Source organism: Neisseria sp. P0009.S008 (assembly GCF_051958615.1).
In the GTDB taxonomy this organism is placed as follows: domain Bacteria; phylum Pseudomonadota; class Gammaproteobacteria; order Burkholderiales; family Neisseriaceae; genus Neisseria; species Neisseria subflava.
In genome coordinates, this window is the sequence record NZ_JBQCVG010000011.1 from 1 (window position 1) to 21169 (window position 21169).

Annotated in this window: 22 protein-coding genes; 6 read left to right on the forward strand and 16 right to left on the reverse strand. The window is 49.2% G+C overall.

Features of this window, described 5'->3' with window-relative positions; genetic code table 11:
- Positions 1–141: 141 nt before the first annotated feature.
- The 5 genes from ACTHSQ_RS09275 to ACTHSQ_RS09295 all read right to left on the reverse strand — a co-directional run bounded on the left by ACTHSQ_RS09275 (position 142) and on the right by ACTHSQ_RS09295 (position 4987).
- Entirely contained in the window at positions 142–1038 is an 897-nt protein-coding gene (locus ACTHSQ_RS09275) for a polyprenyl synthetase family protein (protein WP_003686607.1), read from the reverse strand.
- Complete coding sequence (locus tag ACTHSQ_RS09280; RefSeq protein WP_003681131.1) at positions 1022–1249, reverse strand: exodeoxyribonuclease VII small subunit; 228 nt, start codon at positions 1247–1249, stop codon at positions 1022–1024. The genes ACTHSQ_RS09275 and ACTHSQ_RS09280 overlap by 17 nt, the downstream gene beginning before the upstream one ends.
- Positions 1250–1384: 135 nt before the next feature.
- Positions 1385–3241, reverse strand: coding sequence for a ribonuclease catalytic domain-containing protein (locus ACTHSQ_RS09285; RefSeq protein WP_440371881.1), 1857 nt, complete (start codon positions 3239–3241; stop codon positions 1385–1387).
- A 108-nt stretch (positions 3242–3349) separates the two neighbouring features.
- Complete coding sequence (locus ACTHSQ_RS09290; protein ID WP_440371880.1) at positions 3350–4270, reverse strand: patatin-like phospholipase family protein; 921 nt, start codon at positions 4268–4270, stop codon at positions 3350–3352.
- Between the two features lie 99 nt (positions 4271–4369).
- Positions 4370–4987: a tellurite resistance TerB family protein gene (locus ACTHSQ_RS09295; RefSeq protein ID WP_440371879.1), complete on the reverse strand. Its 618-nt coding sequence runs from the start codon at positions 4985–4987 to the stop codon at positions 4370–4372.
- 151 nt (positions 4988–5138) lie between these two features.
- Here ACTHSQ_RS09295 and rsgA point away from each other — a divergent pair, with 151 nt between their 5' ends.
- Positions 5139–6005 (forward strand): ribosome small subunit-dependent GTPase A, encoded by an 867-nt coding sequence (gene rsgA, locus ACTHSQ_RS09300; RefSeq protein WP_440371878.1) that lies wholly within the window; start codon positions 5139–5141, stop codon positions 6003–6005.
- 108 nt (positions 6006–6113) lie between these two features.
- Here the strand turns inward: rsgA and ACTHSQ_RS09305 are convergent, their stop codons facing one another.
- The 9 genes from ACTHSQ_RS09305 to ACTHSQ_RS09345 form a co-directional block, all read right to left on the reverse strand.
- Positions 6114–6308: a hypothetical protein gene (locus tag ACTHSQ_RS09305; protein ID WP_049328774.1), complete on the reverse strand. Its 195-nt coding sequence runs from the start codon at positions 6306–6308 to the stop codon at positions 6114–6116.
- A 23-nt stretch (positions 6309–6331) separates the two neighbouring features.
- Positions 6332–8389: a methionine--tRNA ligase gene (gene metG / locus ACTHSQ_RS09310; protein ID WP_440371877.1), complete on the reverse strand. Its 2058-nt coding sequence runs from the start codon at positions 8387–8389 to the stop codon at positions 6332–6334.
- A 126-nt stretch (positions 8390–8515) separates the two neighbouring features.
- Complete coding sequence (locus ACTHSQ_RS09315) at positions 8516–9871, reverse strand: Mbeg1-like protein (RefSeq protein ID WP_440371876.1); 1356 nt, start codon at positions 9869–9871, stop codon at positions 8516–8518.
- Positions 9868–10587 (reverse strand): hypothetical protein, encoded by a 720-nt coding sequence (locus ACTHSQ_RS09320; RefSeq protein ID WP_003686658.1) that lies wholly within the window; start codon positions 10585–10587, stop codon positions 9868–9870. Before ACTHSQ_RS09320 ends, ACTHSQ_RS09315 begins: the two co-directional genes overlap by 4 nt.
- A gap of 81 nt (positions 10588–10668) precedes the next feature.
- Positions 10669–11154, reverse strand: a complete 486-nt coding sequence (locus ACTHSQ_RS09325; protein WP_036473433.1) for a hypothetical protein — start codon at positions 11152–11154, stop codon at positions 10669–10671.
- Between the two features lie 264 nt (positions 11155–11418).
- Positions 11419–12672 (reverse strand): UDP-N-acetylglucosamine 1-carboxyvinyltransferase, encoded by a 1254-nt coding sequence (gene murA, locus ACTHSQ_RS09330; protein WP_070504121.1) that lies wholly within the window; start codon positions 12670–12672, stop codon positions 11419–11421.
- 196 nt (positions 12673–12868) lie between these two features.
- A complete protein-coding gene (gene ftsX / locus ACTHSQ_RS09335; RefSeq protein WP_003686699.1) occupies positions 12869–13786 on the reverse strand; it encodes a permease-like cell division protein FtsX in 918 nt (305 codons plus the stop codon).
- A complete protein-coding gene (gene ftsE, locus ACTHSQ_RS09340) occupies positions 13783–14433 on the reverse strand; it encodes a cell division ATP-binding protein FtsE (protein WP_003681151.1) in 651 nt (216 codons plus the stop codon). Before ftsE ends, ftsX begins: the two co-directional genes overlap by 4 nt.
- A 248-nt stretch (positions 14434–14681) precedes the next feature.
- The gene (locus tag ACTHSQ_RS09345; RefSeq protein WP_003747814.1) at positions 14682–15164 is read right to left on the reverse strand and encodes a TlpA disulfide reductase family protein; all 483 of its coding nucleotides are present in this window, start codon (positions 15162–15164) and stop codon (positions 14682–14684) included.
- A 169-nt stretch (positions 15165–15333) separates the two neighbouring features.
- On the opposite strand from ACTHSQ_RS09345, the gene arsC reads away from it, so the two are divergent.
- Positions 15334–15693, forward strand: coding sequence for an arsenate reductase (glutaredoxin) (gene arsC / locus ACTHSQ_RS09350; RefSeq protein WP_004519164.1), 360 nt, complete (start codon positions 15334–15336; stop codon positions 15691–15693).
- A gap of 25 nt (positions 15694–15718) precedes the next feature.
- A complete protein-coding gene (locus ACTHSQ_RS09355; RefSeq protein WP_440371875.1) occupies positions 15719–16375 on the forward strand; it encodes a YdcF family protein in 657 nt (218 codons plus the stop codon).
- A gap of 70 nt (positions 16376–16445) precedes the next feature.
- On the opposite strand, the gene ACTHSQ_RS09360 is transcribed toward ACTHSQ_RS09355, so the two are convergent.
- Positions 16446–16703 (reverse strand): hypothetical protein, encoded by a 258-nt coding sequence (locus tag ACTHSQ_RS09360; RefSeq protein ID WP_049333040.1) that lies wholly within the window; start codon positions 16701–16703, stop codon positions 16446–16448.
- 106 nt (positions 16704–16809) lie between these two features.
- Positions 16810–17904, reverse strand: a complete 1095-nt coding sequence (locus ACTHSQ_RS09365; protein ID WP_440371874.1) for an ABC transporter substrate-binding protein — start codon at positions 17902–17904, stop codon at positions 16810–16812.
- Between the two features lie 163 nt (positions 17905–18067).
- Between ACTHSQ_RS09365 and gltX the strand changes: the two genes are divergently transcribed.
- The 3 genes from gltX (at position 18068) to ACTHSQ_RS09380 (ending at position 20945) form a co-directional block, all read left to right on the forward strand.
- Positions 18068–19462: a glutamate--tRNA ligase gene (gltX, locus tag ACTHSQ_RS09370; RefSeq protein WP_440371873.1), complete on the forward strand. Its 1395-nt coding sequence runs from the start codon at positions 18068–18070 to the stop codon at positions 19460–19462.
- A gap of 105 nt (positions 19463–19567) precedes the next feature.
- A complete protein-coding gene (locus tag ACTHSQ_RS09375) occupies positions 19568–20002 on the forward strand; it encodes a hypothetical protein (RefSeq protein ID WP_318248791.1) in 435 nt (144 codons plus the stop codon).
- The gene (locus ACTHSQ_RS09380) at positions 19995–20945 is read left to right on the forward strand and encodes a hypothetical protein (protein ID WP_440371872.1); all 951 of its coding nucleotides are present in this window, start codon (positions 19995–19997) and stop codon (positions 20943–20945) included. The genes ACTHSQ_RS09375 and ACTHSQ_RS09380 overlap by 8 nt, the downstream gene beginning before the upstream one ends.
- The last annotated feature ends 224 nt before the right edge of the window (positions 20946–21169 follow it).

Below are 21169 nucleotides of genomic sequence, written 5' to 3' on the forward strand. Positions count from 1 at the left end.
TTTGAAACAAAAACAGCCGAAAACCTGTGTTTGGGATTTCGGCTGTTGGAGGAAAGATTTTTTTGCAAAGGTCTCAGGCTGTTAAAAAGGCTGTCTGAAACCCAAAATCAGGTTTCAGACGGCCTTTATTTATTTGCAGGTTTAGTTTTTCCGTGCGGTAACAAACTCGGCCAGTTGGCGCAGGCGCAGGGCTTTGTCGCCGAATGGCTCGATCAGGGCAACGGCTTCTGCAATCAGCGTTTCTGCGTAAGTACGCGCGGCCTGCAGGCCCATCAGTTTGACGTAGGTCGGTTTGTCGTTGTCCGAGTCTTTGCCGGCGGTTTTGCCCAAGGTGGCGGTATCGGCTTCACAGTCCAATACATCGTCGATCACTTGGAAAGCCAGGCCCAATTTGGCGGCGTAGTGGTCTAAGGTTTGGATTTGCGCCGGTGTTAAGTCCGGGCAGGACAGTGCGCCTAAGGCTACGGCCGCGCGGATGAGTGCGCCGGTCTTGAGGCTGTGCATCTGTTCCAATTCGGCCTGATTCATGGCTTTGCCGACGTTGGCAAGGTCGATGGCTTGTCCGCCCGCCATGCCGAGGCTGCCGGATGCTTGGGCCAGCGTGGACAACATGGCAAGCTGGCGCTCGGCAGACAGACCTGTCGGACGGCTCAATACATCAAAGGCTTGGGTTTGCAGCGCATCGCCGACCAAAAGGGCGGTTGCTTCATCGTATTGCACATGGCAGGTCGGTTTGCCGCGGCGCAGGCTGTCGTTGTCCATCGCCGGCATATCGTCGTGAACCAGCGAATAGACGTGTACCATTTCGATGGCCGCCATGGCCTGCTCGACGGCATTTTGGTTTGCTTCGCCCAATTCGGACGCGGCAAGCACCAAGAGCGGGCGCAGCCGTTTGCCTCCGCCGAGGGTAACGTAACGCATGGCTTCATGCAGCGTGTGCGGCACTTGGCTTTCAGACGGCAAAAAATGCGCCAGCAGCAATTCGGTTTGCGCTTGGGCTTTTTGCTGCCATGTTTTGAGTTCATTCGCCGGGTTCAAGGTTCAACTCCTTCAGTTCGCCGGCATCCAATACTTGCAGTTTCTGCTCGACTTCCGCTAATTTGGTTTGGCAGTATCTGACCAATTCGTTGCCTTCCTGATAGGCGGCCAAAGCGTCTTCCAGCGGCATTTCGCTGCTTTGCATGGCCTGAGTCAGGGTTTCGAGGCGGGATAAGGCTTCTTCAAAGGATTGGGGGGCGTTTTTTTTCATGGTTTGAAATGATGGGCAGAAAAGGGGAATTGTAGCATTTTTAGATGATGAAGGCCGTCTGAACAGGGGTGAAAACGAAATCAAAGATTTCTGTTTCTTTGTTCAGACGGCCTTTTTTCAAACGAAATAACGTTATCAGCCCGGTAAAACGGCTTTTTGATAGTTGAGCGCGATAAACTGCTTCTCGGCATCCAATTCAGTGATTTTGAACAATGCCTGCGATTTAGGCAGCGCGTCAAACGGAATACCGGTCGCGCGCGTTACCAGCGGCAAGCCTTCAATGCGGACGAGGTCTTCTTTGAGGATGGTGGCCGTCAGCTCGCTGATGCCTTGCTGTTGCAGATAGACGAGGCTCCAGTAGGCTTCCATTTGGCGTTGGAAGTCGGCGTAGGCTGTATAGGCGGCATCAAAGTCGCGCAGCGCGGCGAAAAGCTCGGCATCGCTGTTTTGATACAGCAGCTCGGCAGAGTCGTCGATCAGGCTGATCAGCTGCTTTTGGTTGATGTAGTCGGCTGCGCGGCGCAGCGGCGAGGTAAACCAGCCGTAATGCTGCACGCCCATGCCGATGTGCGGCTCGGATTTGGTGCTCATGCGCACTTTGCCTGCCGGTTGCACACGGAAAAGGCCGGGCAGCTCGTTTTCGTCCAGCATTTGCGCCCAAGTGCTGTTGGCAAGAATCATCATTTCGCTGACCAGCGTATCGATGGGCGAACCGCGTTCGCGGCGGACGACGGATACGTTGCCTTCCTCATCTAATTCAATGCTGTAATCGTATTGCGGCGCGCGGTCGGGTTCGTATTTGCCGCGTGCTTTTTGCAGGGCGACGGCGAATTGATAGAACCAAATCAGGTCTTGATGGTGGGCGAACATCATTTCGCCTGCTTCGTCCAAGCCGTTTTCGGCGTTGAAATGCGGCTCGATGGTTTGAATGCGCAGGTTTTCGGCGATGTTGACCGCTTCGATTTTGCAGGTCGGCGCGCCGACGTTGAACTCGCTGTCCACATCGAAATAAATGCTGATGGAAGGGCGGTATGCACCTGCATCAAGGCTGAACGCGGCAATCCAGTTTTCGGGCAACATGGTGATTTTGCCGCCGGGGAAATAAACCGTGCTCAAGCGTTCCATGATGTTTTTTTCCATTTTGTCGCCTTGTTTAATGGCAAGCGACGGCGCGGCGATGTGGATACCGACGCGTTTCATGCCATTGCCCAAATCGGTCAGGCTTAAAGCATCGTCCACTTCGGTGGTCGATTCGTCGTCAATGGAAAAGGCGGTAACATCAGCCTTGGGTAAGTCGGGCATTTCAGGAAGCGGAAGGTCGGGGAAGCCTGTTCCTTTGGGGAAGTATTTGATTTCAAACCCGTCTTGTAGGTATTGGGGAATGGACGTAATGCCGCCCGTTTTTTTCGCCAGTTCGTAGGCGGAGATTTTCAGCTCGTCGGCGGCTTTGGTAAAGGCTTTGTAGGTCAGCGACTGCTTGTCGGGCGCGTGTAAGATGGTTTTCAAATCCGCCGCGATTTCAGACGGCATCTCGCCGCGTTTCAAGGCTTCCGCCCAAGCGTCGATTTGCGCGTCTTGCTGTTTTTTGCGTTCGATGGCGGCAAGCGCCTGTTTCAAAGTTTCTTCGGGCGCGGCTTTGAACACGCCTTTGGCTTTTTTATAGAAATACATCGGCGCGGCGTAAAGTGCAATCAAAGTCGCCGCCAGCTCGGTTTTGGTCGGCGCATGGCCGTAATATTCTTCGGCGATGGCCTCGGCTGAAAATTCTTCTTCGCCGCATACTTCCCACAATAAATCGGTGTCGATGTCCGCCGCCTGTGCCTGCGCGTTCTCCAAAAATGCCGCCATATCGCCGTCAAACTCGGCAAAGACATTGTTTGCCTTCACTTTGGTGCGCTTGCCGTGTTGGGTATCGACTTGGTAGGTAGCGTCGTTTTTTTGGACGATGGAGGCAACTTTGAATTGGCCGGACTCTTCGTAAAAGATATTCATTTTTTTAGGATTTTATGATTTGTAGGAAACGCGTGATTTTAGCAGATTTGCACAAGAAAGGCCGTCTGAAAAACATACTTTCAGACGGCCTGTTCAAACGGCGGATGATTAATACTGATATGCCGCCAGTTTGCGTTTGATTTCAGGCAGGGCAGCGCGTGCGGCCTGTTCGCCCAGTTGGATGGCGCGTTGTTTTTGGTCGAAACCGCCAACCGAACCCAGCTCCAAAACCTGCGGTTTGATGACCACATTGGCTTGGCCCAATTCTTGGTGCAACGCAGTTTGACTCATTACGTTGAAGGTTTGGTCAAGATAGGAGAACATACCTTGGCTGACGTTTTTGGCCGGACGGGCGGAAATATCGACGGCAATGATGAAGTTTGCGCCCAGTTTTTTCGCCGCGCTGACCGGTACGGGTTGCGACAGGCCGCCATCTACATATTTGCGGCTGCCGATGACAACAGGCTGGAATACGTTCGGAATCGAAGCGGAAGCGCGGACGGCCTGTCCGGCATTGCCGACGTTGAACACCACCGGTTTGCCGCTTTCAAAATCGGTCGCAACGGCGGCAAATTTGATGGGGAACTGCTGTATCGGACGGCTGCCGACTTTGTGGTTGATGTAGTTTTGCAGTTTTTCGCCTTTGATGAAGCCGCTGGTGGACAAGGTCAAATCCACCAAATCGGTTTTACCCAAAATTTCCGCTTCCAATTCGAGGCGGTCGGGCGACATTCCCGAAGCGTACATACTGCCGACAATCGAGCCAGCGGATGTACCGGTAACGATTTTGATCGGAATATTGTTTTCTTTCAAAACCTTAATAATCCCGATATGGGCAAAGCCTTTGGATGCGCCACCGCCCAAAGCCAGCGCAACCGTAGCTTTCGGTTTGGGTGCAGTATGTGAAACCGTATTTTGACCTTGCGTAGAAGGTTTGGATTGTGGCGCGTTGCCGCTCGGACAGGCAGCCAATACCAAGACGGACGAAGCGGCTAAAAGCGTTTTGAATGTGGAAAAAAGTTTATTCATGTTCAGACAGCCTTTAATATGTCGAAAGGGTTATTCTACTCTGAAATTAAGTCGAAAGGCCGTCTGAAATCGGGTTTCAGACGGCCTTTTAAATCAAGCTCAAGCCAACTCGAGCTGTTTTTCCAAACTTTCGACCAGCTGGTCGTCCAAATTCAAAGCTTGGGACAAACGGCTCAGGAACACGATTTCCTTGCGCGACAAGTCCGCGCAGACCAATCTGGCCACCAGATAAGTTTCGGCTGCTAAAGCCTCGTCGCTGCCGACCGCAGCCGCAATTTGCTCGATAGAGGCCGGTTGCGCATATTCAGCCTGCAGCCATGCCGCCATTTCCGCATCGCTGCCGCTTTCACGCTCAATCGCCGCGCGTTCCGCATCGTCAATCAGGCCGTCTGAAGCCGCCGCCGCAATCATCGTTTGCAAAATCACACGGCTGTGGTTTTCACCAATCAGACCGGCAGGTTGGAACGCACTTTGCGGCAATTCTTCCTGCTGGCGGTTTTGTTTCCAGTTTTGATAGCCTTTATAAGCCAGAAAACCCAAAGCAGCGACCGAGCCGGCCTTGACCAGCTTCTTCGTGTTTTTCTTTTTCAACAGCATCGATGCCAAAGCACCCGTCAGCGCGCCGCCGCCGAAAGAATTGAGCGGACTGTCCGCCACCGCTTTGCTGCTTTTTTGAGCCGCACCCAAAACTTGATTGAGCAACTGACTGAAATCCATAAAAAAATCTCCTGAAAACAAATACATTGCAAATATAGGGCAGAAACACCAAAAAACCAAGCCAAAGAAAGTTAAAAGGTGCAAACAAGTTTTCAGACGGCCATAGCCGACTTTCGGTACAATCACACCATTCCAAACAATAAACCCCATCATGACCGATACCGCCCAAATCATTACCAGCTATGGCCGCCGTTATATCGTCCGCACCCCCGACGGCCAAACATATGACGCCACCACCCGCAAAAAACGCGTCGATTTTGCCTGCGGCGACCAAGTCCGCATCAGCCCCATCAACGGCGAACAAGTCGTGATTGAAGACTACCTCCCGCGCGAAAGCCTGCTCTACCGCCAAGACGCATGGAAAACCAAACTGATTGCCGCCAACGTTACCCAACTGCTCATCGTAACCGCCGCCAGCCCCTCACCCAGCGAAGCCCTGTTGCAACGCGCCCTCCTCGCAGCCGAAGCGGCCGGCATCGATGCCGTCATTGTCCTCAACAAAGCCGACCTCCCCGAAACCGCCCAATGGCGCGAGAAACTCAAATTCTACGAAACCCTCGGCTACTCCGTGGTCGAAACCAACGCATTGGAAAACGCCGACACCCTGCGTCCCATTTTAGAAGGGCAAACCAACATCCTGCTCGGACAAAGCGGCATGGGCAAGTCCACCCTGACCAACGCCCTACTCGGCAACCAAGCCGCTCGAACCGGCGACATTTCCACCGCGCTCGACTCCGGCAAACACACTACCACCCACGCCCAACTGTACGATTTAAACGCAGAAACCCGACTCATCGATTCTCCTGGCCTGCAAGAATTCGGCCTGCACCATCTCCAAGCCGCCGATTTATTGCAATACTTCCCCGACCTGCGCCACCTTATCGGCCAGTGCCGTTTCCACAACTGCACCCACCGCGCCGAACCCGGCTGCGCCGTCAAAGCCGCTGCCGAATCAGGCGAAGCCAAACCTGAGCGTATTGAGTTTCTGCAACGCATTACCGATGAATTGTTGAGATAAAGTTTTAACGGAAATAAGCGTTTGGATAAATAAAAATGCCGTCTGAAATTTTCAGACGGCATTTTGTTGAAGTATAACCAAATTTACCTTTCAACCGGTATCGCTGCCTTAGCGGGAAAGAGAAGGTGCTTTTCGTGGCGGATTGATCATGAGAAGAACGGCTTCTTCAATTTTTTTGTCCTCCCGATCATGGAGCTCTACCGGAAATTTCAGACGCAACACTGCAACAATAGCGCCAACCGATAAGCCTGCATCATGAAGCAACTCAATTTCTTTAAGTACCGGTGCGGAAAGGTTTAACATGGTTTCTCCTTAAGATTTGATACTTAGCCCACTTTATCCCCGGGCTGTGCGCCTGCGTCGACATTGAGGAGCTTCAGTTTGCCCTCTGCCGTGGCGGCAGAGAGGATCATGCCTTCAGATACGCCGAATTTTGCCATTTTGCGCGGGGCGAAGTTGGCGACGGCGATGACCATGCGGCCGTTCAATTCGGCGGGGTTGGGATAAGACGCGGCGATGCCGGAGAAGATGATGCGTTTTTCAAAACCGAAATCGAGGTCGAATTTTAAGAGTTTGGTGCTGCCTTCGACGGCTTCGCAGTTCAATACTTTGGCGACGCGCATGTCGATTTTCATGAAGTCGTCGAAGCTCGCCTGTTCGGCGACTTTTTCGTATTTTCCCTCTTCGGCGGCAGGCGCGGGGGTCGTCTGAATGCTTTGTTTGTTGGCTTCGATTAAATCGTCCACTTGTTTTTGCTCCACTCGTTGCATTAAATGTTCGTATTTGTTGATGGCGTGTTCGCCTAGGGTTTCGCGCGTGTTTGCCCAGGTAATTGCGTCCAGATTGAGGAAACGCGCGGCGTTGGCGGCGGTTTGCGGCAACACGGGGGCGAGGTAGGCGGTCAGCATGGTGAAGGCGTTGATGAGTTCGCTGCATACTTCGTGCAGGCGTGCGTCTTGGCCTTCCTGTTTGGCGAGCTCCCACGGCTTGTTGGCATCAACATATTCGTTCACGACATCCGCCAATGCCATGATGTCGCGCAGGGCGCGGGCGTATTCGCGGTTTTCGTATTGCTCGGCGATGGTGTCGCTTTCGGCGGCGAGTTTTGCCAGCAATGCGCTGCCTGAAACGTCTTTCAGACGGCCTTCAAAGCGTTTGGCGATGAAACCTGATGCGCGAGCGGCGATGTTGACGTATTTGCCGACGAGGTCGCTGTTTACGCGTGAGATAAAGTCTTGCAGGTTCAAATCGATGTCTTCGATTTTGCTGTTGAGTTTGGCGGCGATGTAGTAGCGCATCCACTCGGGGTTCAGACCTTGTTCCAGATAGGATTTGGCGGTGATGAACGTGCCGCGCGATTTGGACATTTTTTGCCCGTCGACGGTCAAAAAGCCGTGTGCGTACACGCCGGTCGGGGCGCGGTGGCCGGAGAAATGCAGCATGGCAGGCCAGAACAGGGCGTGGAAATAGAGGATGTCTTTGCCGATGAAGTGATACATCTCGGTTTGGCTGTCGGCTTTGAAGTATTCGTCAAAATCGACGCCGATACGGTCGCACAGGTTTTTAAACGACGCCATGTAGCCGACGGGCGCGTCCAGCCAGACGTAGAAATATTTGCCCGGCGCGTCGGGGATTTCGAAACCGAAATACGGCGCATCGCGGGAAATGTCCCAGTCGGACAGAGTGGTTTCTTCGCCTTCGCCCAGCCATTCTTTCATTTTGTTGAGGGCTTCGGCTTGCAGATGGGGCTTGCCGTCGTGCGGGTTGTTGCCGGAAGTCCATGCTTTGAGGAAGTCGGCGCATTCGCCCAGTTTGAAGAAGAAGTGTTTGGATTCGCGCAATTCGGGTTTGGCACCGGATACAGCGGAATACGGGTTAATCAGTTCGGTCGGGGAATAGGTCGTGCCGCAGACTTCGCAGTTGTCGCCGTATTGGTCTTGGGCGTGGCATTTGGGGCATTCGCCTTTGACGAAGCGGTCGGGCAGGAACATTTGTTTTTCGGGGTCGAAAAGCTGCTCGATAACGCGGCTTTCGATTTTGCCGTTGGCTTTCAGCGCGCGGTAGATGTCTTGGGAAAACTGTTTGTTTTCAGGGGAATGGGTGCTGTAATAATTATCGTAGCCGATGCCGAAGCCGGTGAAGTCGGCGAGGTGCTCTTCGCGCACTTTGGCAATCATGTCTTCGGGCGCGATGCCTTGTTTTTGCGCGGCAAGCATCACGGGCGTGCCGTGGGTGTCGTCGGCGCAGCAGTAGTGGCACTCGTGGCCGCGCAGTTTTTGAAAGCGCACCCAAACGTCGGTTTGGATGTGTTCGACCATGTGGCCGAGGTGGATGCTGCCGTTGGCATACGGCAGCGCGGAAGTGACAAGGATTTTGCGTGTCATGGTTTGTGCTTTTAAAAACAATGGATAAAGATATCGGGAATTATACCGCAAAACAATACGCAAAGGCCGTCTGAAACCCGATTGCCGGTGTTTCAGACGGCCTTTTGAGACTTGGCAGAAAGATTGTTACCCAATGCTCATTCCACGCGATTGAGATTGCGCTAATTGTTTCTGTTGCTCTTCATATTCAGCCGTTTGCTGAATTTGATTAAAGCTCTTTTCCACGGGAATAGATGCAGATAGTCCTATATCCATAGAGGCAAGATTTAATGTAGGATTTCGGTTCCCGATTAGATACTGGTCGTTTTTTACACTAAATAAAGTAAGATCAGTGATATTTTTTGACTGAGCCAAGGCGGTAAGTGCCATCGCGGAATTTTGCAGCTTTTTCTCATCAATAGGCAGATTGTTTGTCTTATGATACGTCGTTAGGTGCACCATTGCAGTATTGAAGAACTTTTGATTTTCAGGGGAAAAGTTTTGTAGTTTGCTAGCATTTATTTGCAGATCTAAAAAGGCGTATTGAGGACGATCCTGTTGTTCATATGGATTTGAATACTGCGGTTGGTTTTCTGCAATAAAACGGTCTGCAAGATTGATATATTTTTCAAATTTATCAGGGGATTTGCGAATTTCTTCTTTTACATAATTGTTAAACCGCCCAATCATTGCCATATTATTTTCAGCTAGTTTATGAGCAGGGGATTTTGGGGATAAAACAGACAAACCATGTTCGTGCGTAAAATTGCTAACAGCATGAGAAGTATATAAATCTGATGCACTACCCCAATTACCCCAACTTGAAGGCATTCTGAAACCTGCATTGGCCAAAAATTTGTCATCTGACGGATCTTGTGTGTTAAAGCCGCCTTTACGCAGATTATCTACTTCGTTTTTTGTAGTATACAAAATACTCCTGCCTAAATGATTGCTTGCAGACGAGACATAGTCTCCACCCATGCGGTGATTGATGATTAATCTGTCTGCCAAAGGATTGATTGGGAGAGCTTCTTTCAAGCCTGCTGCACCAAAGGCATTGAAAGTTTCGGTGCGTTGACCATAACGATTACCGCATAACTGGGCAAGTGCTCCTCCTAGTGAATGACCGGTTTGGTAGATTGTTGCTCCGTTATGTTTTGCCATTGCATTTGCTACTTCAGTTAACGCTCTAGCATCGTTGTACTGAGGATTGGTATGGCTTTTAACCATACGCATATCGGCTTCTCGGTCTTGGCGTGTTTCAAACTCTGTACCTCTGTGGACGACTACTAACTCGTTGGTGTCTAAGCGACGGTAAATGGCACCAAAATAACCATTTTTGGGATTGTCGCTGATTCTTTCAACAGCATATTTAATACCGTTTAAAGTTATTTCTTTATTTTTTTCGTTATCAAAAACCAGTTTTTTTTCGCCGTTTTCATCTTTCTTCCCATAAATGTGATCAGACAGCAGGGCAAAATCCTGACTATTCAATGCTCTCATTTTTCAACCTTTCTTAATGTTAATTCAACTGTAAAAAGAGAATCCGGTTTATAATCCGCCACATCTTTATGCCAACTTTCAATACCTCTATCAGAATATCCGCTATCAATTGAACCATTACCTTGAAATTCGGTTGCTATGGGATAAAGGTTTTTTTCATAATGATTGGTTACTTTTAATTCAGGATTTTCCTCAGTCAGTTTTTTTAAATCTTCCGAATCAATACGGACAATCAAAGCTGTTTCTCGCTTATCTTTTCCTGTTGGTTCCATTACTATGGCAGCACTTAAAAACTGCCATTTACATACGCCTTCCCCATAGTAATCTTCATCTAAAGGAGTATCCGAATAAAAGTCTGTAGCATATGTATTATTATCAATTTTAGTCAACTCCAGTTTTTTTCGGTATTGAGGCCACGTTGTCGCACCTACCCAACGATTGGTTACATATTTGCAGTTTTCCGATTGGTAAAGTTCATCTCCCGTCACAATTTGGAAAGCTAGAGGCGCATCTTTAATTTTAACCACAGCTTGATAATGTTCTTTACGGTTTGGGTTAATTTTGACATCCTTTGGAGGAGCATCTCCTTTCGGCAGTTTATAGGTGGGGAAATCCGATTCTTTAAAGCCATATTCTTCGTACACGTTTTTCTCCTTGTTGCAGGCGGTTAATGATAAAGCGGCACAGAGACCGAATAGCAAGATAAAAGGTTTCATAAGGCTTCCTTCTACAATGAGATTTTGAATCTTGATTCAAAGTATACAGGAGTAATTCAAAGTATACAGGAGTATTTGTTGTTACTTTATTCTTTTTGTATTTTCTTTCAAATTTTGATAAATACGCTGTTTTAGAAATTCTGCGATGGTTGTCAATAAAAACGCTGTAAACCATAAATACAATCCTAATCCGTAAGTTGGTTTTGCATGTCCTCCTGCTTCATTCACAATTACTTCGTTTAAGGTAAATGTAAGTAGCGCCACAACCCATAATAATCCATGCAAAGTAAAGATAAATTTTTTTGCTTGCGGTCGGATAAGAGATATGAATATTAAAATGAACCAAATATAATTTGCATAAACAGCAAAATATCCAATGTGTCCTAAACCAGGTCCAAATATTGTTCCAATAATTAGAACAAAGAATCCCTCATATTGTCCTTCTTTTCCAAAAGTAAATACATTTTGAAATAAGGAACAAATCCAAATGAAAATAGCAATAAAGAAACATAGTTTATGGCCATAACGGGTTAGCCATTTCTTTGTCGTGAGTGATGAATCGTTCATAATGTATATTGATTATATGGAGGATTAGTAGTGGATAATTATCGGCTTTTCTACTGCTTTAATGATGCTGTTTATATAAACCAGATTAATTTTGAAAAGATTGGAAGGTGGGTTTTCTGAGTGTTTACTAATCGAAAAATCCTATTTCTTATCTTAGTTACCTGCTTTTTATTTCACAAGTAGATAGGCCGTCTGAAAACAAGCATAGCGTGTTTGCTAGATTTTGTTTTCAGACGGCCTTTTATTTATCGGCTGCGTATGGAATCAACCGCGTACGCGTTCGATTTTTGCGCCTACGCCGCCGAGTTTTTTCTCGATGTATTCATAGCCGCGGTCGAGGTGGTAGATACGTTCGACGATGGTTTCGCCATCTGCGACCAAACCGGCCATGACGAGGCTGGCGGAGGCGCGCAGGTCGGTTGCCATCACGACGGCGCCGGAGAGTTTTTCCACGCCTTTGATGTAGGCGGTGTTGCCTTCGGTGGTGATGTCTGCGCCCATGCGGTTGAGTTCGGGAACGTGCATGAAGCGGTTTTCAAAAATGGTTTCCACCACGCGGCTGCTGCCTTCGGCAATGGCGTTCATGGCCATAAACTGCGCCTGCATGTCGGTTGGGAAGCCTGGGTGGACGACGGTGCGGATGTCCACGGCTTTGGGGCGTTGTTGCATGTCGATGGAAATCCAGTTGTCGCCTGCTTCGATGATGGCGCCGGCTTCGGTCAGTTTGTTTAACACAACTTCCATGGTTTTGGGGGCGGCATTGCGCAGGACGACTTTGCCGCCGGTCATGGCGACGGCGCAGAGGAAGGTACCGGCTTCGATACGGTCGGGAACGACGCTGTGTTCGCAGCCGTGCAGCTCTTTTACGCCTTCGATGGTCATGGTTGCTGTACCGATGCCGCTGATTTTCGCGCCCATTTTAACGAGGCACTCGGCCAAATCGACGACTTCGGGCTCGATGGCGCAGTTTTCGAGGATGGTGGTGCCTTCGGCGAGCGTGGCCGCCATCAGCAGGTTTTCAGTACCGCCTACGGTCACGACATCCATGGTGACGCGCGTGCCTTTCAGACGGCCTTTGGCTTTGACGTAGCCGTGTTCGATGGTGATTTCCGCACCCATGGTTTCGAGGCCTTTGAGGTGTTGGTCAACCGGGCGCGAACCGATGGCGCAGCCTCCGGGCAGGCTGACTTGGGCTTCGCCGAAGCGGGCGAGGGTCGGGCCCAAAACCAAGATGGATGCGCGCATGGTTTTTACCAGCTCGTAAGGTGCGCAGGTGTTGTTGACGGTGCCGCCGTTGATTTCAAATTCGGAGATGTTGTCGGTCAAAACGCGTGCGCCCATGCCTTGCAGCAGTTTTTGGGTGGTTTTGACGTCGGCGAGCATGGGTACGTTTTTCAAGCGTAAAGTGCCGGAAGTCAGCAGACCGGCACACATCAGCGGCAGGGCGGCGTTTTTTGCGCCGGATACGATGATTTCGCCGTTGAGGGGGCCGTTGGCAGAGATTTTGAGTTTGTCCACAGGATGTCTTTCGTTATTTGTCTGCACGGTTTATGCCGCACAAATGAAATGAGATGGATAATAAGCCATCAATTATAAGGGATTATGCCCTTGCTGTTAGATTTGGCAGTATTAAATTTTCACAAGGTTTGTTTAAGTTGCGAAAGGATAAGATTTCAGGCCGTCTGAATGGTTCAGACGGCCTGTTTGCCAAGGTTTATTTTTTGGCTTTGAAGCCTAAGAGGTGTTGCGTGGTGGCCAGCCATGCGCCGAATATGCCCAGCGCGATGACGAAGCCGAATACCAGCGACACTTCGCTAAATGTGAAGAAACGCCAGCCGATGTTCAGACCGTAGGGTTTGAAAATCGCGTCCACCAGCGGCCGTACTTCGGCCAGCAGCCAAGCCGACAAGCCCAAGCTGACGGCGGCTGAGAAAATACTCTGCCACATTGCCTGATAAAGGAAAGGGCGGCGGATGAAGGAAGCGGGCGCACCCAACAGCTTGGTGATTTCCAACTCTTCCTTGCGGCTGAGGATTTGCAGGCGGATGGTGTTGTGTGCCACCAAGACAAAGGCCATGCCCAAAGTCAGCGAGAGGAACCACAAAATCTTGCGGATAAATTCGTTAATACGATAAAGGGTCTGTACCCATTCGGTATCCATGGTTGCTGATTCGACGCGCGGCAGTTTGGTAATGTCTTTATAGATGGCCTGCATCTGATCCGGAGAAGTGGCCGGGTCGGGTGTAACGATAAAGACGTCGGGCAATGGGTTGCCATCGAGCATGGAAACGAGGTTTTGGTCGAGATTGGTTTGCAATTCTTCCAAACCTTCCTGCTTGCTGATAAAGCGGACTTTATCGATACGGCTGTCGCGCTGGAGCAGGTTTTTCACCGTATCGGCATCAGAACTTGCTGCATCAGTGTCCATATAAACCGTAATCTGTGGCGATTCGTTGAGTTTACCCAATACGCTTTGCCCGCTTTGGATACCCAAATACATAAACAGCGGCAAGGTCATGGCAACGGCAAGCATGAGCAGGGTCAGCAGCGTGCCGATGGGTTGGCGCAGAAGCTCTTTGAGCGCGGCGCGCGCCGATTCGACGTGTAACGAGATATAGTGAATCATACTCATGCGAGGCGTCCTTTCTGCAGGCGCAAGACGCGGTGGCCGTAATCCGCCATCAGCGTTTCATCGTGCGCCGCAACAATCACAGTCGTGCCTGCTTCATGGAAGGTTTTAAACAATTCCATAATATCCAGCGCATAGGCGCGGTCGAGGCTGGCGGACGGCTCGTCGGCGATCAGCAGGCTGGGTTGGTGAACCACTGCGCGCGCGATGCACAAACGTTGTTGTTCGCCGCCGGACAAGGTGATGGGCATATCGTTTTCACGGCCTTTCAAGCCGACTTTCTCAATCGCAATACGCGCGCGCTCTTCCGCTTTGCGCGGCTGGTAGCCGCTGATCCGCAAAGGCAGGATAACGTTTTGCAAGACATTGCGGTCGTAGAGGATTTTGTGGTCTTGGAAGACAATGCCGATATGTTGGCGCATAAAGCCGATCTGATTGTCGCTCAAGGTGCCGAGGTCTTGATTGTTGAACCAAACCTTGCCTTTGGTAGGCTTGGTAATGCCTGAAATCAGCTTCAAAATGGTGGATTTGCCCGAGCCCGAATGGCCGGCGATAAAAATCATCTCACCTTTGTTAATCTGGAAACTGACATTTTTCAGGGCTTCGAAACCGCCGGGATAGGTTTTGGAAACTTGTTCGAAACGGATCATGGGTTTTCCTGAAAATAGGGAGTCAGACGGCCGGCGTCATCGATAGGGCAACATGCCGTCTGAAAAAATGGGGATATTCACAGATTATAAATATTTCGGCTGCTTTTTGATAGTGAAACCTCGGTTCTGCCTGTGGAGACACTGCCGGTTTGCAACACAAAACAACATGGTTTGAAAAAAGGCCGTCTGAACGGTTGGGTTTCAGACGGCCTCGGTATCAGCGTAGGTTAAGCACCCTATCCGCTGTTTTATTTACATTTGGTTTTGGCCAAATTCACGGCGGCGGTCAGGCTTTTTTCGTTGACTTCGCCGGTGATGGTTTGTTTGTAGCCGCATTTCGGCGCTTCGACGACAGTGAAAGGCAATACGCCGACGTTGTTGCCGTGGGCTTTCATGAAGTTGCGGCTGTTGGCGCCGGTATAACGCCAAATCGGGTAGCTGACCGGCGTTTGTTTCAGGAATTTGCCGATATTGTCGGTCGTATCCAGTGCGATGCCGACCATATCGACGCTGCCTTTTTTTTGCGCTTTGTACCATGCGGACATGGCGGGCATTTCTTTACGGCAGGGGCCACACCAGGTTGCCCAAAGGTTGACCACGCGTACGGGGGCTTTGAGTGACTCCAGGCTTTGCGGTTTGTTGTCCTGCCAACCTGCCGTTTCGTCGGCGGCAAAGGCCGGCGCAGCGGTAAAAACGGCGGCGGACAAGAGAAGGGCGGTTAAGGCTTTCATGGTTGTATCCTTGAGGTTGCCAATCGAAATTGGGTTTATTGTAAAACGGTTTGGTGGGTATGCCTACCGATTCATATCAAGATATCAGGTAAAAAGTTTGAGTAAAAATCAGTTGCAGACGATAATAACCGCCATCATTGAATGATTTTGCAATAATACGGAGAATTTCATGCCGTCTGAATTCACACTTTATCACAACCCGCGTTGCAGCAAATCGCGTGCCGCGCTGGCTTTGCTCGAAGAAAAAGGCGTTGCCGCCGACGTGGTCAAATATCTGGATACCGCGCCCGATTTGGCGACTTTGCAGGATATGTTTGCCAAACTCGGTATCGAATCGGTGCGCGGCATGATGCGCACGAAAGACGATTTGTACAAAGAATTGGGTTTGGACAACCCCGATTTGGACAATGCCGCCCTGCTTCAGGCAATCGCCGAACACCCCGCCCTGCTTGAGCGTCCCGTTTTGGTAACGCCTACGCGCGCAGCCATCGGCCGTCCGTTGGAAAACATTGCCGCCCTACTCGGCTGATGGGGTTGGATAAGGCCGTCTGAAGATGATTTCCCTGCTTAAAAGCCGCAATGGCTTGCGATACTACCTGTTTCGCGGCCTTGCTTTGAGCGTCTTGCTGGTGTGCGGTATTTTTTTGAGCGGCACATGGCAGATTTACCGGACAGGTTCACACACCTTGCCGAAGGACGCTCATGCCGATGCGGCGGTGGTGTTGGGTGCGGCGGCGTGGGACAAACGCCCGTCGCCGGTATTCCGTGAGCGCATCAACCACGCCATCACGCTCTACCAAAGCCATCGGGTCGGCAAAATCATTTTCACCGGCGGCACACCCAAAAAAGGATTTATGACCGAAGCCGAAGTGGGGCGCCGATACGCGCTCAAGCAGGGCATACCGGCGCACAATATCCTGTTTGAAAACACATCGCGCAACACTTACGAAAACCTGCGCAATATCGTCCCCATCATGCACGCCAACGGCATCGGCAGCATTATCGTTGTCAGCGACCCGTATCATTTGGCGCGCGCCGAAGAAATGGCCGCCGATTTAGGCTTGTCGGACGCGCAGTTCTCCGCCACCCCGACCACGCGCTTTGACGAGCGCAGTAAGAAAACCAAGTTCCTGATACAGGAGAGCTATTCTTTGTTTCTCTACCGTATCGGCAAATGGAGCGATGCGGTTTGGAATTGGATAGGTGGTTGAGCTTTCGGTAATCCATGTAAAAGGCCGTCTGAAGCCTTTTAGGTTTCAGACGGCCTAAATGTATTCTTACTTATTGATATTGATTTGCAGCTACACTGCCAAATAAGACTACAGCCAGTACCAGATAAATTACCATTACGATGGCAAACAGAATCAAGGCAGCCTTGAAATAATTGGCTTTATTCGGATTGGTGTTTGAGCCGAATGCCCATACAAGCATCATAACTATATTGACCAGTGGAATCATCATAATCAAGTTTGTTATCAACCATTCTTTGACGCTTACAATTGGAGCCTGTTGATGGCCGATTTGGTTTTGTTCAGTCATATCTTGTCCAATACATTAAATAAAAAGAATAATAATTATACATAATAAAGCCTTATTAGTATAGCATACATATTCAGACGGCCTGAGCCTATGATTTTTGCAGCCGCTATTTCAATTGGATGTAAAACGTACCGTCCGGCACGACGGGCAGGTATTTGCGGTAGAAGTCCAGATAGGTCTTGTTTGGGTCTATGTCGGCAAACTGCTGCGGATACAGGGTTTTGGCGATAAATTGCGCGCTGGCCAAATCGGTGAGCGAGCGGGAGGCGGTGTGGTAGATGCCGTAAACGCGTTTGTTTTTGACGGCAGGAATGTCTGCCCAGCCTTTGCGTTTGACAAATCCGGCCAGGCGGCGTTGCGCATCGGCCTGGCTGATGCCTATGCCCATCGCCATAATGTCAGGCTTGTCTTTATGGCCGTTTTCCGTCCCCGAAATGACGATGACATCGGGTTTGGCCGTCAGGAATTTTTCAGGGTTTATCGGTCCCCAGTTTTTAACGTAAGGCGCGGCGATATTGTTGCCGCCTGCTGTGTCGGCAATCGCGCCCCACATATCTTTGCCGAAGGTGTAGCTGTATTCGGACGGGCCTTTGTCGCCGAACTCGATATAGATTTTCGGTTTGGACTGCTTGGCGCGTGCGACGCGTTTTTGGATGTCGGCAATGCCTCGGGCGTATTCGGCGGCAATTTTTTGGGCGCGAGCCTGCGTACCGTTGAGTTCGCCGAAAATTTCCGCACTGCGCGTGTGCCGCGCGACGGTTTCGGCGTTGAAATCGACCACGACTACGGGTATGCCTGCCGCTTTAATGCGCGGCAGATGGGTGGCGATGGCCTTATACTGCCAGTCGGCCAGAATCAATACGTCCGGCTTGAGCGCGAGCGTTTTCTCCAGTGAAAACGTGCCGGTGTTGATGTTGCCGATGTCTGCAATGTTTTGCAGCGTAGGCAGCTTCTGTTTGAACATCGCCCAGCTGCCGGGATTGAATTTCTCCCAAAACTCACGCGAAATGCCGATGACGTTTTTAAATTTGTCCGCGCCCGTTACCGCGATATAGTCGGGATAGTAAAACGCCAAAACCGCGCGTTTGACAGGGACATCGACTTTGACTTCGCGTCCCAATACATCTTTGATAGTTTTGATTTCGGCTTGGGCAAAAAGGGGCAGGAGGGCGAGGGCGGCAAATAAAGCGCGTTTGTTCATGAGCGGATCCTTTAAAAGAAATAATTATCATTATATTTGATTTGTTTTCAGGAGAAAAGTCCCAGACGGTCCTTCTGCGCCGACATTATTTTCAGACGGCCTTACATTGTTTAAACCTTGCCGAAAAAGTAAAATACCTGTTTTCAAAGACTTTGGAGCCATCATGACCGTCAAAACCCGTTTCGCCCCCAGCCCCACCGGCTACCTGCACATCGGCGGCGTACGCACCGCCTTGTTTTCATGGGCGTTTGCCCGCCATCACAAAGGCGAGTTCTTATTGCGTATCGAAGACACCGACTTGGCGCGTTCCACCGCCGAATCCGTCAACATCATCCTCGACGGCATGAAATGGGTCGGTCTCGATTACGATAACGCCGACAACGTCGTGTACCAAACCCGCCGTTTCGACCGCTATAAAGAAGTCATCGCCGAACTCTTGGAAAAAGGCGCTGCCTACTACTGCTATTGCAGCAAAGAAGAGCTGGAAGCCATGCGTGAGAAAGCCGAAAAAGAAGGCACGGCAACTTACGACCGCCGCTGGCGTCCGGAAGAAGGCAAAACCCTGCCCGAAATCCCTGCCGACGTGCAACCCGTCGTCCGCTTCAAAACGCCTTTGGACGGCGTTACCCAATGGACGGACTTGGTCAAAGGCGAAATCTCCATTCCCAACGAAGCGCTCGACGACCTGATTATCGCCCGCGCCGACGGCACGCCGACTTACAACTTCTGCGTCGTGGTGGACGACTACGACATGGGCGTTACCCACGTTATCCGCGGCGATGACCATGTGAACAACACCCCGAAACAAATCAATATCTTAAAAGCCATCGGCGCAAATCTGCCCGAATACGGTCACTTGCCCATGATTCTCAACGAACAAGGCAAAAAAATCTCCAAACGCAGCGGCGATACCGTCGCCATCACCGATTTCGGCGCGATGGGCATCCTGCCCGAAGCCATGCTCAACTATCTGGCGCGTTTGGGCTGGGCGCACGGCGACGACGAGTTCTTCACGATGGAACAATTCATCGAATGGTTTGATTTAAAAGACGTTTCCCCGTCTCCAAGCCGCATGGACTTGAAAAAACTTTACTGGATTAACGGCGAACACATCAAAATCACCGCCAACGAAAAACTGGCCGAAATGGTGAAACCGCGCCTCGCCCTGCGCGATATCCACGAAACCAGCAAGCCCGCTTTGGAAGATGTGTTGGCATTGGTCAAAGACCGCGCCCAAGACCTGAACACACTTGCTGATGAGTGCCTCTACTTCTACGTCAAACAAACGCCCGCCGAAGCCGACGTGCAGAAACACTGGGACGACGAAGCCGCCGCCCGTATGCTGCGCTTCGCCGAACGCCTCGAAGGGTTGGAAGACTGGAACGCCGAAGCCATCCACGACCTCTTCAAACCTTTCTGCGACGAAGAAGGCGTTAAAATGGGCAAACTCGGCATGCCTTTGCGCCTCGCTGTCTGCGGTACAGCAAAAACCCCAAGCGTCGATGCAGTATTGGCTTTAATCGGCAAAGAAGAAGTGTTGAAACGGATTCGTTCGTAAGGCATGAATGATAAAAGGCCGTCTGAAATGTTTCAGACGGCCTTTTGGGTTGTCAATATTTAGTCTTCAGACGTATAATCATTACGTCTTTATAATGGTATGATTATGAAAAATATTTCTTTTAAAGTTATTCTGGTACTTATATTTATAATAATAATAGTATTCATTTGTCTATTTTCTAGATTTTTTAATGGAAATAATAACTTATTCCCATTAATTCAAGGAAAAAGTAGTATCCCTTTAATCGAGATTTTTAATGGGTATGATGAAGTTTGTATTCAAGAACCTTATGTATTGAAAACTGATTTTGAGAATAAATTAGGACAAGATTTATTTTTTTACAAAATGGTAGAAGATAAAACAATATTTTGGGGTAAAAAAAATGGAAAATTTGAGAAGGTTTATTACATTGAATCATGGCCTATGAATAAACAACCCGAAGTTTGTTATCCCGTAAATAAAAATATTTGTTTACAGGCAGAAATATCAAATAATTCAAATTTTTCTAACTTTAATTTAGGGAAGTGTGAAAATGAGTGATTACTATTATAGTCCTAGTACTTTTGTGTCGTATGCAGTAAGAAAGGCTAATGAATATGGTGGCTTTGCAGGGGAAGATGACAAAAGACCACATAATAATAGCTATGATGCATATAGACATGCTCTTTTAAGTGCAGTTATTACTCAAAATATTCAAAAAGTAGCTGAAAGTACATTAATATCTGGTTCTGGTATTGTTTACCCTGTATTTCAGGATCAATTTCATGAATTATCCAAGGCAATAGGACGTGATCGAGCTAAAGCAATACTTGATGATCATGAAGATATTTCTAATAAGCCTGCTAACATGAGTATGGAGGATTGGCGAAAAGAAGTTAACATGGATAAATGGAATAATGCCGTTGGACAAAAGGAATATTTTAAATGGGAACAAGCAAAAATCAAAGGAGAAACTAAAGATCCATTGGAAAAATGGATCTATGATGCAGTAAAAAGAGGAGAGACAATAAATAATTTGAAAGATAATCGCGTTTTTACTGAGGAAATGAGATTATCATTTGAAAATGAGAAAGAACAGCTACTACAATATTCACAGTCCTTCTTTGTATCCAAACTACAATCTCTTGCCTCTGAAACCCAAAATCTTTTCAATGCAGTAAAAGAACATCTAACCGAATACCATGAGAAAAATGGGATACCGATTGAGGAAGCAAAACTGCAAAACTCCGCAATGGCTCTTACTGCGTTGGGTTATTCTAAAAAAATGACAGATGTCACGCTGTTTAATGTAAAAGACGGACAGTATCTGATTGGTGAGCGTAATCCCATATTGAATCGAGTATCTATGGATATGCAGACAGCAGCCTATATTCCGATAGAAGAAAGCCTTGCAAAGGTTCAGGAAGCGACGCAGCGTTTTGAGTATGAAGAACAACAAAGACAGTATGCTCAGTCACAAGCACAGGGGATGAGTCGTTCTTAAGATGTAATAAAAGGGAAGGCCGTCTGAAAATTTTTCAGACGGCCTTTTCTAATAAAACCAGAAAATAATGGAATAAGGCGGAGAATATGAGAAAATAATAGCCGCCTGCCTGTCACAACAGTTGATTGAATTAACTTTTATCGGCAGCCTGAATGTCCGGATTGGATAAAATAAACCATCAAGAACAAAGACCAACAAGCATATTATGTAAACTTGGCGGCTGA